Annotated in this window: 10 protein-coding genes; all 10 read left to right on the forward strand. The window is 66.0% G+C overall.

The genetic code is table 11. The features are described from left to right. Positions 1 to 62 precede the first annotated feature (62 nt). The 10 genes from LB541_RS12365 (at position 63) to addA (ending at position 16,591) form a co-directional block, all read left to right on the forward strand. Positions 63 to 1,847, forward strand: a complete 1,785-nt coding sequence (locus tag LB541_RS12365; RefSeq protein WP_140491185.1) for a sensor histidine kinase — start codon at positions 63 to 65, stop codon at positions 1,845 to 1,847. 210 nt (positions 1,848 to 2,057) lie between these two features. Beyond that, complete coding sequence (locus LB541_RS12370) at positions 2,058 to 2,504, forward strand: HPr kinase/phosphorylase (RefSeq protein WP_140524428.1); 447 nt, start codon at positions 2,058 to 2,060, stop codon at positions 2,502 to 2,504. Positions 2,505 to 2,667: 163 nt separating this feature from the next. Next, complete coding sequence (locus LB541_RS12375) at positions 2,668 to 3,069, forward strand: PTS sugar transporter subunit IIA (protein WP_010912939.1); 402 nt, start codon at positions 2,668 to 2,670, stop codon at positions 3,067 to 3,069. After that, positions 3,066 to 3,362, forward strand: coding sequence for an HPr family phosphocarrier protein (locus LB541_RS12380; RefSeq protein ID WP_140491179.1), 297 nt, complete (start codon positions 3,066 to 3,068; stop codon positions 3,360 to 3,362). Before LB541_RS12375 ends, LB541_RS12380 begins: the two co-directional genes overlap by 4 nt. 173 nt (positions 3,363 to 3,535) lie before the next feature. Next, positions 3,536 to 4,936, forward strand: a complete 1,401-nt coding sequence (gene ahcY, locus LB541_RS12385) for an adenosylhomocysteinase (protein ID WP_140517752.1) — start codon at positions 3,536 to 3,538, stop codon at positions 4,934 to 4,936. A 187-nt stretch (positions 4,937 to 5,123) separates the two neighbouring features. Next, the gene (locus LB541_RS12390) at positions 5,124 to 7,679 is read left to right on the forward strand and encodes a sensor histidine kinase (RefSeq protein WP_140671640.1); all 2,556 of its coding nucleotides are present in this window, start codon (positions 5,124 to 5,126) and stop codon (positions 7,677 to 7,679) included. An 8-nt stretch (positions 7,680 to 7,687) separates the two neighbouring features. Then, positions 7,688 to 9,199, forward strand: coding sequence for a tRNA (adenosine(37)-N6)-threonylcarbamoyltransferase complex ATPase subunit type 1 TsaE (gene tsaE, locus LB541_RS12395; protein ID WP_140583008.1), 1,512 nt, complete (start codon positions 7,688 to 7,690; stop codon positions 9,197 to 9,199). After that, entirely contained in the window at positions 9,196 to 9,942 is a 747-nt protein-coding gene (locus LB541_RS12400) for a nucleotidyltransferase family protein (RefSeq protein WP_318012607.1), read from the forward strand. The genes tsaE and LB541_RS12400 overlap by 4 nt, the downstream gene beginning before the upstream one ends. After that, positions 9,939 to 13,073 carry a double-strand break repair protein AddB gene (gene addB, locus LB541_RS12405; RefSeq protein WP_224618516.1) on the forward strand — a complete coding sequence of 1,045 codons (3,135 nt, stop codon included), beginning with the start codon at positions 9,939 to 9,941 and terminating at the stop codon, positions 13,071 to 13,073. The genes LB541_RS12400 and addB overlap by 4 nt, the downstream gene beginning before the upstream one ends. After that, entirely contained in the window at positions 13,070 to 16,591 is a 3,522-nt protein-coding gene (gene addA, locus LB541_RS12410; protein WP_224618518.1) for a double-strand break repair helicase AddA, read from the forward strand. The genes addB and addA overlap by 4 nt, the downstream gene beginning before the upstream one ends. Positions 16,592 to 16,599 lie beyond the last annotated feature (8 nt).

Consider the following 16,599-nt stretch of genomic DNA (forward strand, 5'->3'; position numbering starts at 1 on the left):
GCCAACCATTTCTCTATTCGCTACCCGCTACTCACTAATACTAAGCAGGGAACTGCTGTTCGATGGCAGTGGAAGCACAGCGGAGCAGATCGGCGGGCGTTGCAAGGCGGCCGGCGCGCATCATGCCCGCGTTCCTGTCGAAGCTCACCGTGCCCATGCGCCGCTTCCTCGGCCATCACATCTTTTCCAGCCTGACGCGGCGTATCCTCTTCCTCAATCTCGCCGGCCTCGCAGTCCTGGTCACCGGCATTCTCTATCTCAACACCTTCCGCGACGGGCTGATCGACGCCCGCGTCGAAAGCCTGATGACCCAGGGCGAGATCATCGCCGGCGCGATCGCCGCCTCGGCGACGGTCGAGACCGATTCGATCAGCATCGATCCGGAAAAGCTGCTTGAGCTGCAGGCCGGCGAAAGCCTGGGACCGGGCTCCGACCAGCTCGACAATCTGGATTTCCCGATCAATCCCGAGCGCGTCGCCCCGGTGCTGCGCCGGCTGATCTCGCCGACCCGCACCCGCGCCCGCATCTACGACCGCGACGCCAATTTGCTGCTCGATTCGCGCCATCTCTATTCGCGCGGGCAGATCCTTCGGTACGATCTGCCGCCGGTCGACGAGGAAGAGCCCGACCTTGTCGAACGCATCCAGAAGTTCATCTTCGACTTCTTCCGCAACACCGATCTGCCGGTCTATCACGAGCAGCCGGGCGGCAATGGCGCCGCCTTCCCGGAAGTGGTCAAGGCGCTGACCGGCAGCCCGTCGACCATCGTCCGGATCAGCGAACAGGGCGAGCAGATCGTTTCCGTCGCGGTGCCGATCCAGCGCTTCCGCGCCGTTCTCGGCGTGTTGATGCTGTCGACCGAAGGCGGCGACATCGACAAGATCGTCGCCGCCGAACGCAAGGCGATCCTGCGCGTCTTTGGCATCGCGGCGCTCGTCACCGCCATCCTGTCGATGCTTCTGGCCTCCACCATCGCCAATCCGCTGCGCCGGCTGTCGGCGGCGGCCGTGCGGGTACGGCGCGGCGTCAAGAGCCGCGAGGAAATTCCTGATTTCTCCGACCGTCAGGACGAGATCGGCAATCTGTCGATTGCCGTGCGCGACATGACGAACGCGCTCTATGCGCGCATCGAGGCGATCGAGAGCTTCGCCGCCGATGTTTCCCATGAATTGAAGAACCCGCTGACCTCGCTGCGCAGCGCGGTGGAGACCTTGCCGCTGGCCAAGAACGACAATTCGCGCAGCCGGCTGATGGAGATCATCCAGCACGACGTCAGGCGGCTGGACCGTCTCATCACCGACATTTCGGATGCCTCCCGTCTCGACGCCGAGCTGGCGCGGGATGACGCGGGGACCGTGGACCTGAAGAAGTTCATCACCGACCTCGTCGCCGTCTCGCGTGAAACGACGCGCAACAAGAAGGCGGTCGAGATCGAGCTCAGGGTCGCCAAGCTGCCGCAGGGCGTCAAGGGCTATTTCGTCGTCGGCCACGACCTGCGCATCGGCCAGGTCATCACCAACCTGATCGAGAACGCCCGCTCCTTCGTGCCAGAGGAGCGCGGCCACATCATCCTGTCGCTGGCGCGCACCGGCAAGTTCAACATCCTCACCGTCGATGACAATGGTCCCGGCATCCGCGCCGACAACATCGATCGCATCTTCGAACGCTTCTACACCGACCGGCCCGCCGGCGAGGCGTTCGGCCAGAATTCAGGCCTTGGCCTGTCGATATCCAGGCAGATCGTCGAGGCCCATGGCGGCACGCTGACCGCCGAGAACATCCCCGGCACCAAGCCAGGCGAGATCAAGGGCGCCCGCTTCGTGGTTACGCTGCCGGCCGAAGCATGATCCCGAAAAGTGGGAACCGGTTTTCGGATCAGATCATGCCTCATGCAAAAATGATCCCGGATATCGCGGCCTTACGGCCGTCATCCTCGGGCTTGTCTCGAGGACCCGCCGCACAGCGTGGCTATGGTGCGAACACTATTGGAAGGCCTGCAGATCCTCGGGATGACGGCGTTGGATCAGGATTTCCGAAATACACAAGCGGGCACGCTCATGCAGCCTGAAAACATCCACGCAACGGCCATCCTGATCGGCGAGCGCGGCGTTCTCGTCAGCGGCGCATCCGGTTCGGGCAAGACGACGCTGGCGCTGGCGCTCATTGACCATTGCCACCCGCGAGGCTTGTTCTCACGGCTCGTCGGCGACGACCAGCTTTTCGTCATGGCACATGCGGGACGGCTGGTGTGCCGCGCGCCCGCCGCGATCGAGGGCCTGGTCGAGGTGCCCGGGCTTGGTCCGCGATCCGTGCCGTTTGAAGCGGGTGCCGTCATCGATCTGCATGTCAGGCTTTTGCCGGCCGGCGAAGTAGCACGCTTTCAGGAGGATGCCGACGACACCATCGCCGGCTGCCTGGTGCCGCGGATTGACGTTGCGGAACGCAATATTGCCGCTGCCTTGCCCGCCGTGATGGCGCATCTGTCGATCGCGCCTTTTCTATGATGCGACCGGGTTTTTTGCTGCAATGCGTCAAAATGGCATGGGCCGGCGCAATTTTGGGCTTGTCAACGAGCCGCGCGTCGACAAGATAGCGCTCCCGCCGCCTGGAATGGCTGGCGAGCATAAAATGCGCCTGTGAAGCGGCGATGACGGGAGCCACCAAAGAATGATCGGACTCGTGCTTGTAACGCACGGTCAACTGGCCACCGAGTTCCGACATGCCGTGGAACATGTCGTCGGGCCACAAGACAATTTCGAAACCGTGGCGATCGGGGCTGACGACGATATGGAGCAGCGCCGGCGCGACATCGTCGACGCCGTTGCCCGTGTCGACACCGGGGCGGGCGTGATCGTGTTGACCGACATGTTCGGCGGCACGCCTTCGAACCTTGCCATTTCCGTGATGGAGTCCGGCCGCACCGAGGTGATCGCCGGCATGAATTTGCCGATGCTGATCAAGCTCTCCTCGATTCGCAAGGGCGACAACATGGCGGCGGCCCTCGACGAGGCGCAGGCGGCGGGGCGCAAATACATCAATGTCGCCAGCCAGCTCCTGAGCAGCAAATGAGCACGATGTCGTCGGAAAAGGACCAGATCGTCCGCGAATTTCCGATCGTCAACCAGCGCGGCCTGCACGCGCGCGCCTCGGCCAAGTTCGTACAGCTCGCCAGCGGCTACAACGCGTCGGTCCATGTCGAGAAGGACGGCGTCAAGGTCGGCGGCACCTCGATCATGGGTCTGATGATGCTGGCTGCAAGTCCGGGTTATTCGATTCGCGTCACCGCCAGCGGTCCCGAAGCGCTTGAGGTCATGAATGCGCTGGAGCAGCTGGTGGCGTCCCGCTTCGGCGAGGAATGCTGATCCCTTACCTTCGCATGGAAGACATGCAGGGATAAAGATTTCTTTATGTCCCATTGTCGTCTTGACGCCGATCTGCTAGTCAGGCGGGCAATTCGCGCCCTTCGACGCGCCTGCCGGCGCGGGCGCATCCGCAACCAATTCAACAGCGTAACAATTCGCATCGGAGCACTGCCATGACGGGTAGCAAGGACTATGTGGTCGCCGACATCTCGCTTGCCGGCTGGGGCCGCAAGGAAATCGAGATCGCCGAAACCGAAATGCCGGGCCTGATGGCCTGCCGCGAGGAATTCGGCTCCAAGAAGCCGCTCAAGGGCGCGCGCATCACCGGCTCGCTGCACATGACCATCCAGACCGCGGTGTTGATCGAGACGCTGAAGGCGCTCGGTGCCGATATACGCTGGGCTTCCTGCAACATCTTCTCGACCCAGGACCATGCGGCTGCTGCCATCGCCGAGGCCGGCATCCCGGTCTTCGCCGTCAAGGGCGAGACGCTTGAGCAGTACTGGGACTACACCGACAGGATTTTCCAGTGGGCCGACGGCGGCACCTCCAACATGATCCTCGATGATGGCGGCGACGCCACCATGTACATCCTGATCGGCGCGCGCGCCGAGGCCGGCGAGGACGTGCTGTCCAATCCGCACAGCGAGGAGGAGGAATATTTCTATGCCCAAGTCAAGAAGCGCATGAAGGCTTCGCCCGGCTTCTTCACCAAGCAGAAGGAAGCGATCCGGGGCGTCACCGAAGAGACGACCACCGGCGTCAACAGGCTCTACCAGCTGCAGAAGAAGGGCTTGCTGCCTTTCCCGGCCATCAATGTCAACGACTCCGTCACCAAGTCGAAATTCGACAATAAATATGGCTGCAAGGAATCGCTGGTCGACGGCATCCGCCGCGGCACCGACACCATGATGGCCGGCAAGGTCGCCGTCGTCTGCGGCTATGGCGACGTCGGCAAGGGCTCGTCCGCCTCGCTGAAGGGCGCCGGCGCCCGCGTCAAGGTCACCGAGGTCGATCCGATCTGCGCCCTGCAGGCGGCGATGGACGGCTTCGAGGTCGTCACGCTCGAAGATGCCGCACCCACCGCCGACATCGTCATCACCACCACCGGCAACAAGGATGTCGTCACCCTCGACCACATGCGTTCGATGAAGGACATGGTGATCGTCGGCAACATCGGTCACTTCGACAACGAGATCCAGGTGGCATCGCTGCGCAACCTGAAATGGACCAACGTCAAGCCTCAGGTCGACATGATCACCTTCCCCGATGGCAAGCGCATGATCTTGCTGTCGGAAGGCCGCCTGCTCAACCTCGGCAACGCCACCGGCCATCCGAGCTTCGTCATGTCGGCGTCCTTCACCAACCAGGTGCTGGCGCAGATCGAGCTGTTCACCAAGGGCGAGCAGTACCAGAACCAGGTCTACGTGCTGCCCAAGCATCTCGACGAGAAGGTCGCGCGCCTGCATCTCGACAAGCTCGGCGCTCGCCTGACCGAACTATCGGGCGAACAGGCAGCCTATATCGGCGTGACCCCGCAGGGTCCGTTCAAGCCGGAACACTACCGCTATTAACCAAAGCTGAATTTACTACCAGATATTGACGCCGGGCGATTGACTTTTCGCCCGGCTTTATTTTTGCGCCGAATGATTCTTCACGCCGATTCCAGCAGGCGCTATTGTTGTGATTCGCGGTCCGGGGACGAGGACCGGCGTACGCATCAGGGCGGTCTTGCATTCAGGCGGCGAAGAGGACCAAGACATGCCGGGGGATAACCCGCTTTGCGCGGGACGGGCCGTTTCCGGCGGCCATGACGATTCGAGGATTACCGGCACCGCCACGCGAGGCGGGCGCCCTTCATGGCGCGCGCGCGCCGGACTTTTCCTTGCCGGCTCCGCACTTGGCTGGCCTTTGGCCGGCACGGTGGCCCACGCCCAGGCTGCTGGTGCGGAGGCCGCAAGCCTATCGGTGAGCACGGTCGAGGTCGTGCAGCTTGCCGTCTTTGTCGGAGTGATGGGAGCGGCATTCCTGTCGGCCATCGTTCTGATCCGGGAGAGAGCGCGCACCTCGGCCGAAAATGTCGAGCTCAGGAGCCGCATCGCGGACATCAACGCGGCGCTGCGCCGTTCGGAGTCGCTGCTCAACTTGCGCGACCAGCGTGTCGTCGTCTGGGCCTCGGAGAACAAGAAACCCGAGCTCATCGGCACGCTGCCGGTCGAAAGCGGCGCGCCCGAGGAGCGGGCCGCCTTCCTTGCCTTCGGCCGCTGGCTGATGCCGCGCTCGGCTGCGGCACTCGAGCATGCCGTCGCGGGGCTGCGCGAAAGAGCCGTGTCCTTCGACCTCGTCATCGAAACGCAGACCGGCGCTCCGCTGGAAGTGCATGGCCGCAAGAGCGCGGCGCATGTGCTGGTGCGGTTCGTTTCCCTTTCCGAGACGCAACGCAGCCAGGCCCGGCTGAAGATCGAAAACCAGCGGCTGGCCGCCGATCATGATACGATGATCGGCCTGCTCGAGGCGCTGAAGATGCCGGCATGGCTGCGCGGCGAGGACGGCCGCCTGAGATGGGTGAACCGGGCCTATGCCGAAGCGGTCGAGGCCGAAAGCGCGGAGATGGCCGTCCGCGACGCCAAGGAATTCCTCGGCGGCCAGGCGCGCGACGCGATCGCTGCCCAGCACAAGTCGCACCCGGTCTTCGAACAGACGCTTTCCACGGTGATCGAAGGCGACCGCCGCGTTTTCGCGGTGACCGATTTCGCCGGCGCCGACGGTTCGGCGGGACTTGCCTGCGACACCAGTGCCATCGAAACCATCCGCAGCGAATATGAGCGCACCGTGCGCAGCCACGCCGACACGCTCGACCAGCTCAACACGGCGGTCGCGATCTTCGACACCGACGAGAAGCTGCGCTTCTTCAACCAGGCTTTCCAGAAGCTCTGGGGCCTCGATGCAGGCTTCCTGCACAGCGCGCCCGATAACGCTTTGCTGCTGGATCGGCTGCGCAGCGAGGGCAAGATCGCCGAGCAGCCGGAGTGGCGTCGCTGGAAGGAAGGCCTGCTCGGCGCCTACCGCGCGGTGGAATCGCAGGAGCATTGGTGGCACCTGCCCGACGGCAAGACCATCCGCGTCGTCGCCAACCCGCAGCCCAAGGGCGGCGTCACCTGGGTGTTCGAGAACCTGACCGAGAAGATGGACCTCGAAAGCCGCTACCGCACCGCGGTGCGGGTCCAGGGCGAAACACTCGACAACCTCGCCGAAGGCGTGGCGGTGTTCGGTCCCGACGGCAGGCTGCGCCTGTCGAACCCGGCATTTGCTACTTTGTGGGGCCTGGACGCCGAAACCGCCCGGCCCAATGTCCATGTTTCCGCAATCCGTGAGCTTTGCGACCTGCAAGCGATCGACAGCCCGTGGGGCGGCTTCGTCGCCGCCATCACCGGCTTCGACGATGAGCGCCGCGACCGCCACGGTCAGACCGAGCTCAACAACGGCACCGTGCTGCGCTACGCCGTGATCCCCCTGCCCAACGGGCAGGTGATGATGACCTTCGTCGACGTTACCGACAGCGTCCGTGTCGAACGCGCGCTCAAGGACAAGAACGAGGCGCTGGAGAAATCCGACCAGCTCAAGAACGAATTCGTCCAGCACGTGTCCTACGAACTGCGCTCGCCGCTGACCAACATCATCGGCTTCACCGAACTGCTGTCGCTGCCGGCCACCGGTCCGCTGACGCAGAAGCAGCGCGAATATGTCGAGCATGTCGGCTCGTCGTCCTCGGTGCTTTTGACCATCGTCAACGACATACTCGACCTGGCCACGGTCGATGCCGGCATCATGCAGCTCGACATTTCCGAGGTCCATGTCGACCGCACGATCGCCGCCGCCGCCGAGCTGGTTGCCGACCGGCTGGAAGAGCATTCAATCAGGCTCGAGGTCGATGCCGCCGCGGCGCCGAAGACCTTCCACGGTGACGAAATCCGCATTCGCCAGATCCTCTACAACCTGCTCAGCAACGCCGCCAACTACGCGCCGGAGGCCAGCGCCATCCGGCTCGCCTGCCGTCAGTTGGCGGACGGGGTGGAATTCTCGGTCCATGACGATGGACCCGGCATGCCGCCCGACGTGCTTGACTCGGTGTTCCGCCGCTTCGAGCCGCGCGCCAATGGCGGCCGCCGGCGCGGCGCCGGGCTCGGACTGTCGATCGTCAAGAGCTTCGTCGAGCTGCATGGCGGCAGCGTCCGCATCGAAACCGGCAAGGACAAGGGCACGACCGTCATCTGCACCTTTCCCGACATGCCGGGCATCCGCGCCGCGGCCGAGTAGCGCACTCGATGGCCGCATTGATGCTCGAGCGTTTACTCGCCGACGAAACACAGACAGCGCGGCTGGGTGAGGATCTGGCGCTGGCGTTGCGCGCCGGCGACGTCCTGGCGCTGAAGGGCGATCTCGGCGCGGGCAAATCGACGCTGGCGCGGGCGCTGATCAGGGCCTTGGCCGACGATGCCGGTCTCGACGTGCCGAGTCCTACCTTCACCCTTGTGCAAAGCTACGATACGCGCATCCCGGTCCATCATTTCGACCTCTACCGCCTGTCCTCGGCAGCCGAGCTCGATGAACTGGGCTTCGACGAGGCGTTGGCGCAAGGCGCGGCCCTTGTCGAATGGCCGGAACGGGCCGAGGGTTATTTGCCTGGGACCGCCGTGTTGATCGAACTCGTCCAGCATGGCGATGGCCGATTGGCGAGACTGTCCGGGCAAGGCGCTGCCTACGATCGGGTGGCGCGGTCGCTCGCCATGCGTGATTTCCTCGAAGGCGCTGGATGGGGCGAGGCCAGCCGCCGCCATTTCATCGGCGATGCCTCTGCCCGCTCCTACGAAATTGTCTCGCTTCCAGGCCACGCCGCGAGGGTGCTGATGAACTCGCCGCGGCTGGTGCTAGGCCCGCCGGTGCGCGACGGCAAGCCCTATGGCGTCATCGCCCACACCGCCCAGTCGGTGTCAGCCTTCGCCGCCATCGACCGCGCGCTGCTCGCCGCCGGGGTCAGCGTTCCCGAAATCCATGCGCAGGATCTCGACCAGGGATTCCTGCTGCTCGAACATCTGGGCTCCGAAGGTTTCCTGGACGGGCATGGCAGGCCGGTCGCCGGGCGCTATGAGGCGGCGGCCGAACTGCTCGCCATGATGCATGGCAAGACCTGGCCCCACCGGATGGAGGCCGCGCCCGGCGTGTTTCACGATGTGCCGCCCTTCGACCGCGACGCCATGCTGATCGAGGCGGACCTGCTGGTCGATTGGTACGTGCCGATGCTGACGGGCGCTCCGGCGGGCGATGCCTTGCGCGTCGGCTACCACAAGGAGTGGAACGCGGTTCTCGACCGGCTCGCTGACAGCCAATACACGCTGATGCTGCGTGACTTTCATTCGCCGAACATCATCTGGCGCGCTGAGCGCTCCGGCCATGACCGGCTCGGTATCGTCGATATCCAGGACGCGTTGATCGGCCCCGCCGCTTACGACGTCGCCTCGCTGGCCATGGACGCGCGCGTCACCATCCCGCCAGGCATCGAGAAACGCACGCTCGATGCCTATGTCGCCGCCCGCCACGCGGCCGGCCCATTTGACGAGGCGGCATTCATCGAGGCCTATGCGATCATGGCGGCGCAGCGCAATTCCAAGATCCTCGGCATCTTCGTCCGGCTCGAAAAACGCGACGGCAAGCCCTATTATCTGAAGCACTTGCCGCGTATCCGCGACTATCTGCGCCGGGCGCTGTCTCATCCTGCCTTGGCCGGCCTTCGCGAGTTCTATACCGCTCACGGTCTGCTGGAGGAGCAAACGCCGTGACATCGATACCGGACGCAGCGATCGTGCCCAAAACTGCGATAGTGCTTGCCGCAGGGCTCGGCAAGCGCATGCGGCCGATCACCGACACGATCCCCAAGCCGCTGGTCAGGATCGCCGGCAAGACGCTGCTCGACTGGGGCCTCGACAGTCTCGCCGCGGCCGGCATCGGCAAGGCCGTCGTCAACGTGCACTATCTTCCCGAACAGATCGTCGCCCATCTCGGCGCGCGCCATGCGCCGCGGATCGTCATTTCGGACGAGAGCGAGCGGTTGCTCGATTCCGCCGGCGGCATCGTCAAGGCGCTGCCGGAGCTCGGCCAACAGCCCTTCTACATCCTCAACGCCGACACCTTCTGGATCGACCAAGGAACGCCCAATCTCAACCGTCTCGCCCTTGCATGGGACGCCGCGAAAATGGATATTCTGCTGATGCTGGCGGATCTCCATCAGGCGACCGGACACTGCGGCAGCACCGATTTCCTGGTGGCGCCGGACGGCACCCTGCGGCGTTCCAAGGGCGATCCGGCGGGCCTGATCTATGCCGGGGCGGCGATCGTCCATCCGCGCATCTTCAAGGGTGCCCTGCCGGAACCTCATTCGCTTAACGCCTACTTCGACAAGGCGATCGCCGCCGGCCGGCTGTCCGGCATGCCGATGCATGGCCATTGGATCACCGTCGGCACGCCTGACGCCATTGCGAGCGCGGAAGCGGCGGTCGCCGACGCGCTAGCCGAGTTGCAATGAGCGGCCCGGGCCGCGTTTTCTCCATTCCGCCCGGTGCGCCGTTTCTGCCGACGCTTGCCGAGGCGCTGCTGGCCGGGCGTCTTGTTCCGGGCTTTCGCTTCGATGGCGACCCGCTCGCCTTGGCCGATGTCACCATCTATGTGCCGACGCGCCGCGCCGCGCGCGCCTTGCGTGGCGTCTTCGTCGACAGCCTGTCGGCGAGGGGCGGCGGCGGTTCGGCGATTCTGCCAGTCATCCGGCCGCTCGGCGAGTTCGACGAGGACGAGGCCGCGTTCGAGACGGAAGCGTCGGCGGCCATCGACCTCGCGCCGCCGATCGCGGCGACCGAACGCCTGTTGCTGCTGGCGCCGTTGGTGCGTGCCTGGAAACGCCGGCTGCCGGCGCATGTGGCGGCGCTTTTCGAGGAGGAGATCGTCATTCCGGCCTCCACCGCCGATGCGATCTGGCTGGCACGCGATCTCGCCCGGCTTATGGATGAGATCGAGACGGAAGGCACGGACTGGACGCGGCTCGCTGACCTGGTGAGCGGCAATCTCGCGGGATGGTGGCAGGTCACGCTTGATTTTCTCGGCATCGTCACCGACGCCTGGCCGAAATTCCTTGGGGAACGGAACCTCTCCAACCCGGCCGCGCATCGCAGCGCCCTGCTCCGGCTGGAAGCGGCGCGGTTGCGGCGCAATCCGCCCGCCGGGCCGGTTATCGCCGCCGGTTCCACCGGCTCCATCCCCGCCACGGCAGAGCTGCTGGCCGCCATCGCCCGCTTGGGGGGCGGAGCCATCGTGCTGCCAGGCCTCGACCGGACGATGGATGAGCCGTCCTTCCAGGCCATCACGGCGCCGGGCGCACGTCCGGCCGTGCTCGGCCATCCGCAATACGGCCTCGCCAAGCTGATCGGCACCATCGGGGTGCTGCGCGGCGATGTCGAGGAGATAGGCGCGGCCGGACATGAACTCGCGCTTCGCGCCGCCCTCGTGGGCGAAGCGCTGCGGCCGGCCGAGACCACCGAATTGTGGGCCGAGACGCGCAGCGGCTTTTCCGCCTCCGACATCGAGCAGGCGTTCTCCGGCGTGAGCCTGCTGGAAGCGGCCAGCGAGCGCGATGAAGCCGTGGCGATCGCCGTTGCGCTCAAGCGCGCCGTCGAGCAGCCCGGCCAAAAGGCGGCTCTCGTTACCGGCGACCGGGCGCTGGCGCGCCGCGTCTCGGTCGAACTCGCCCGCTTCGGCGTCGTCGCCGACGATTCCGGCGGTGTGCCGCTTTCCAACACGCCCGCCGCCGGCCTGCTTGGGCTGGCGTTGCAGGCGGTGTTCCGCCCCGGTGACCCCGTCGGCCTGCTGTCGTTGCTCAAGCATCCCCTGCTTGCCCTTGGCCTGGACCGGACGAGCGTTCGCCATGCGGCGGAACTGATCGAGCTGGTGGCGCTGCGCGGCGGCACCGGCCGCCCCGACATCGCGTCGCTGCCGGACCTGTTCGAAGCCCGCCTGATTGACCTCGGCGCCGACAGCAGGCGGCCTTTCTGGTTTGCCCGGCTGACCGTGCGCGCCATCGAAGGCGCGCGGAATTTGCTCGGACGTCTCAACGAAGCGCTGGCGCCGCTTGCCGCCTTTCGCGGCCAGGCCGACGCCGGTCTTGTGGCGCTGGTCGGGGCCAGCGTCGTGGTGTTGGAAAATCTCGGCCGTGCGGCCGATGGCGGGCTTGGCGCGCTCTATGCCGGCGATGCCGGCGAGAAACTGGCCGAGCTGTTGCGCGGACTGGTCGCGGCGCCCGTGCCGCTCTCGTTTGCCGCCGACGAATGGCCAGACGTCATGGCGGCGCTGATCGCGCCCGAGACGGTCAAGCCGGCGCAAGGCACAGACAGGAACGTTGCCATCTGGGGGGCGCTGGAAGCCCGCTTGCAGAATGTCGACACGTTGGTCATCGGCGGCATGAACGAAGGCGTGTGGCCGCGCAAACCCGAAAGCGACCGCTTCATGTCGCGGCTGATGAAGACCGGCATCGACCTGGAGCCGCCCGAACGGCGCATTGGGCTTGCCGCGCATGATTTCCAGATGGCCATGGGGGCGGCGAAGGTGGTGCTGTCGCGCTCCGCACGCGCCGGTGACGCGCCCGCCGTGCCCTCGCGCTGGCTGCAGCGCATTCTCACTTATATCGGCAAGGACCAGGCAGCCAGGCTTGCCGAACGCGGCGACGAGCTCATCGCCTGGGCGCGCGCGCTCGATACCGGCCCGCGGCGGGACTTCGCGCCGCGCCCGCAGCCGAAACCGCCGGTCGCGCTGCGTCCAACCCATTTCTCGGTCACCGAGATCGAGACGCTGCGTCGCGATCCCTACGCCATCTATGCCAGGCGCATCCTCGGCCTGCTGCCGCTCGACCCGGTCATCCGCGACCCGGGTGCGGCCGAGCGCGGCACGCTGTTCCACGCCATCCTGCATCTGTTCTCGGGCAGCGTGGCCGATCCGCGTGCTCCCGATGCGCTGGCCGGCCTGCTCGCCGCCGGCCGGACCTGCTTCGCCGAGGCAGCACTTCCCACCGATGTCGAGGCGGTCTGGTGGCCGCGTTTCGAAAAACTCGCCGCCAGCATCATCGAATGGGAACGCGGCCGCGCTGGGGCCGTGGCCCGGCGCCACGCCGAGGCGCGAGCGGGCAAGACCATGGTCGGCCAATCCGGGATCACCCTGTCGGGCTATGCCGACCGGGTCGATCTTCTCCATGGCGGCATGGCCGACATATTGGACTACAAGACCGGCTCCTCGCCTTCCAAGGCCCAGGCGCACACGCTGCTGTCGCCGCAACTGGCGCTGGAGGGCGCGTTGCTCAGGCGCGGCGCTTTCCAGGAACTCGGCGCGCGCGAGCCCTCGCAATTGGCTTTCGTCAGGCTGAAGCCGAATGGCGAGGTTTTCGAGGAATCGATCCTCGAATACAACCGGCAGCCACGCACCGCCACGGACCTCGCCGAGGAGGCCTGGGCGCGGCTGGAGAAATTGCTCATCCACTATGCCGATCCGGCGGCCGGCTATCTGTCGCGGGCACTGCCGTTCCGCGAAGGCGAGACCGACGGCGACTACGACCATCTCGCCCGCGTGCTCGAATGGTCGGCAGGCGGCGATGCGGACGATGAGGGAGGGGAGGCATGAAGAAAGCCTATCCCATCCCCGGCGAAACCGCCTCCAGGCAGGCCAGCGCCTCGGATCCGAGGAATTCCGCCTGGGTGTCGGCCAATGCCGGGTCCGGCAAGACCCATGTGCTGGCCCAGCGCGTCATCCGGCTCCTGCTTCGCGGCACCGATCCGTCGAAGATACTGTGCCTGACCTATACGCGCGCCGCCGCCGCCAACATGTCGAACCGGGTTTTCTCGACATTGTCGGAATGGACCGCGCTCGGCGATGCCGAATTGGCGGTGAGGGTCGAGGCGCTCGATGGCCGCCGGCCCGACCGCGAAACCATGCGCCGCGCCCGCCGCCTGTTTGCCGAGGCGCTGGAAACGCCCGGCGGGCTGAAGATCCAGACCATCCATGCCTTCTGCGAATCGGTGCTGCACCAGTTCCCGCTGGAAGCCAACATCCCCGCGCATTTCGAGATGCTCGACCCGCAGATGGAGGCATCGTTGTTCGCCGCCGCGCGCCGTGAAATGATTTCGGGCAGCGCGGCGGATCGGCCGAACCTCGCCGAAGCTTTCGCCGCCGTGCTCGAGCGCGGTGGCGAGGCCGGTCTCGACGCCTTGCTGGGTGAGATCGTCCGCAAGCGCGACGAACTGGGCGCCTTCATCGGTGAAATCGATCGAGGCGGCCCGAACTTCCAGACGCTGTTCGACGAATTCCAATTCCGCCCCGGCCAGACCGCCGAAGGCATAGCGGCCGCCATCTGGCCGCTGCCCGGCTTCCTGCCGGATTATTTTGCCGGCTTCGCCCAGGCGGCGGAGGCCGCCGACGCCAGGACGGTGCTCAACAACATCTTGCCTCATGCGCGCCTGGCTTTCGCGGAAACCGACCCCGTGCGCCGCCTGCAGCTGCTTTCGCGGGCTTTCCTGAAGGCCGACGGCGACGTCTACGATCCAGCCAAGGCCTTCAAGAAGGCGCTGCTCGACCGGCTGCCGGACCTGGCGGAGCGCTATCTCTCGGCGACCACCGCAATCGTCGAGACGGTCGACCGGCTCGCCCTGTTCCGGATGCTGGAGGGCACGCGCGCCGCGCTGACGCTGGCCGACTGGCTGATCGCCCGCTACGAGCAGTTGAAGCGTGGCCGCGGGTTCCTCGACTTCAACGACCTGATCACCCGCACCGTCAGTCTCCTGGCCAGGCCCGATGCCGGCCCGTGGGTGCAATACAAGCTCGACCAGGGCATCGACCACATCCTGCTCGACGAGGCGCAGGACACCAGCCCCGACCAGTGGGAGGTGGTGAAGCGGCTGGCCGAGGAATTCTTCGCCGGCATCGGCGCCCGCGACACCGCGCATCGGACGATCTTCGCTGTCGGTGACGAAAAACAGTCGATCTATTCCTTCCAGGGAGCGGCGCCGGATTCCTTCGCCGACAGCAGGCTCCTGTTCGCAAGCAAGGTGCGCGACGCCGATGCGCCCTTCGCCGATCTGAAGCTCACCTGGTCGTTCCGCTCGACCGACGATGTTCTGGCCGCTGTCGACCGTGTCTTCGCCGATCCGGTCGTGCGGCGCGGCATCAGCCATGACCCCGACCCGCTGAGCCACAAGGCGATACGCACCGATGCACCGGGCTATGTCGAGGTCTGGCCATCCATCGGCGCCGATGTCGTCGACGAGCCGGACGACTGGACGCAGGCAGTCGACCATGCCCGCGCGCCGGCGGTTCGGGTTGCCGAAAACGTCGCCGCCACCATTGCCGGCTGGATCGGCAATGGCGAGGTCATCGAAGGCCGCGGCAAGAGGCTGCGCCCTGGCGACGTGCTGGTGCTGGTGCGCAAGCGCGATCGCTTCGTTCATGCACTGACGCGTGCCCTGAAACGTCGTGACATCCCGGTCGCCGGCGCGGACCGGTTGAGCCTGCCCGGCCACATCGCGGTCAAGGACCTGATCGCGCTCGGCCATTTCCTGATCCAGCCGCAGGACGATCTGTCGCTCGCCGCCGTGCTGCGGAGCCCGATCTTCGATCTGTCGGAAGAGATGCTTTTCACACTGGCCGCGCAAAGACCATCCGGCCTGTCGCTGGCCGGGTCCCTGCGCCAGCATGCCAGCCAAAGCGAAGCGCTCGCGGCGGTCGCCGCTCAACTCGACATCTGGGCCAACGAGGCCGTCTTCAAGCCGGTGTTCGAATTCTATGCCGGCCTGCTGGCACGCGGTGGCGTGCGCCGCAAGATGGTTGCGCGGCTCGGGCCGGAAGCCGGGGACATTCTCGACGAATTCCTGAGTTTCTGCCTTGCCGAGGAGCGGACCGGCTTGCCCGGGCTGGAAGCCTTCCTGTCGACGCTGGAGAGCGCCGGCCCAGAAATCAAGCGCGAGATGGACCAGACCCGCGACGAGGTCCGCATCATGACCGTGCATGCAGCCAAGGGGCTCGAGGCGCCTGTCGTCTTCCTGGTCGATGGCGGTTCGGCTCCGTTCAGCGATCAGCACCTGCCGCGCCTGATGCCGTTCGAGGGTTCCGGGCTGAACTGGAGCGGCAAGGGCTTTCTCTGGCGTTCGACCAGCGACGTCGCCAACGGGATTTCGAAGGCTGCCGCGGCCAGGGCGCGCGATCTCGCCGATGACGAGTACCGGCGGCTGCTCTATGTCGGCATGACCCGGGCCGAGGACAGGCTGATCGTTTGCGGTTATCACGGCAAGCGCGCACCGAACGCCGGCACCTGGCATTCGCTCGTCAGCCGTGCCCTGGTCGGGGCGCCGGAGAGTGCCGAGTATCCGCATCCGGCCGGCGGCGGCGTCTCAGTGCATCGCTTCCAGGTGACCGGATTGCCGCCGTTTGCACCGGTCGCCGAGAGCGAAGCCAGGCAGACGCGGGACTTCGGGCCGCCGCCCGAAATCTTGTTCAAGCCGCTGCCCCCATACGAGGACCTGCCGCGCCCGCTGTCGCCATCCGGAACCTCCGCCCTGATCGACGAGGGCAAGGAAAGCGTCATCGACACCGGCTCGCCGGTGCTGGATGGCGACGCCGAACCCGGCTTCGCCGTCATGCGAGGCCTGGCGCTTCACAAACTGCTGCAGATGCTGCCCGGCGTGGCGCAAAACGAACGCCAGGGCGCAGCCGAACGCTATCTCGCCCGCGCCGGCGCGCAATGGCCGGCCGGCGAGTGCGAAAAGGCGGTCGCCTCGGTGATGGCGATCCTTGCCGATCCGCGTTTCGCGCCGCTTTTCGGACCCTCTTCGCGCGCCGAAGTGGCGGTCATGGGCAGCCTCGACGTCAAGGGCACGAAACGCTCGATTTCCGGCAAGATCGACAGGTTGGCGGTGACGCCGGACCGCGTATCCATCATCGATTACAAGACCAATCGGCCGGCGCCCGCCTCGCTGGGCGAGGTTCCGCCCGCCTATCTGCTGCAGCTCGCGCTCTATCGCGCCTTGCTGCGGCCGCTCTATCCCGGCCGCGAAGTCACGGCGGCCTTGCTGTTCACGGAGGCGCCGCGGCTGATCGAACTGCCGGCTCGGGCCATGGATGACGCTCTTGCCCGACTCACGCGAGCGTGACACAAGAA

The organism is Mesorhizobium sp. BR1-1-15 (assembly GCF_020165475.1).
In the GTDB taxonomy this organism is placed as follows: domain Bacteria; phylum Pseudomonadota; class Alphaproteobacteria; order Rhizobiales; family Rhizobiaceae; genus Mesorhizobium.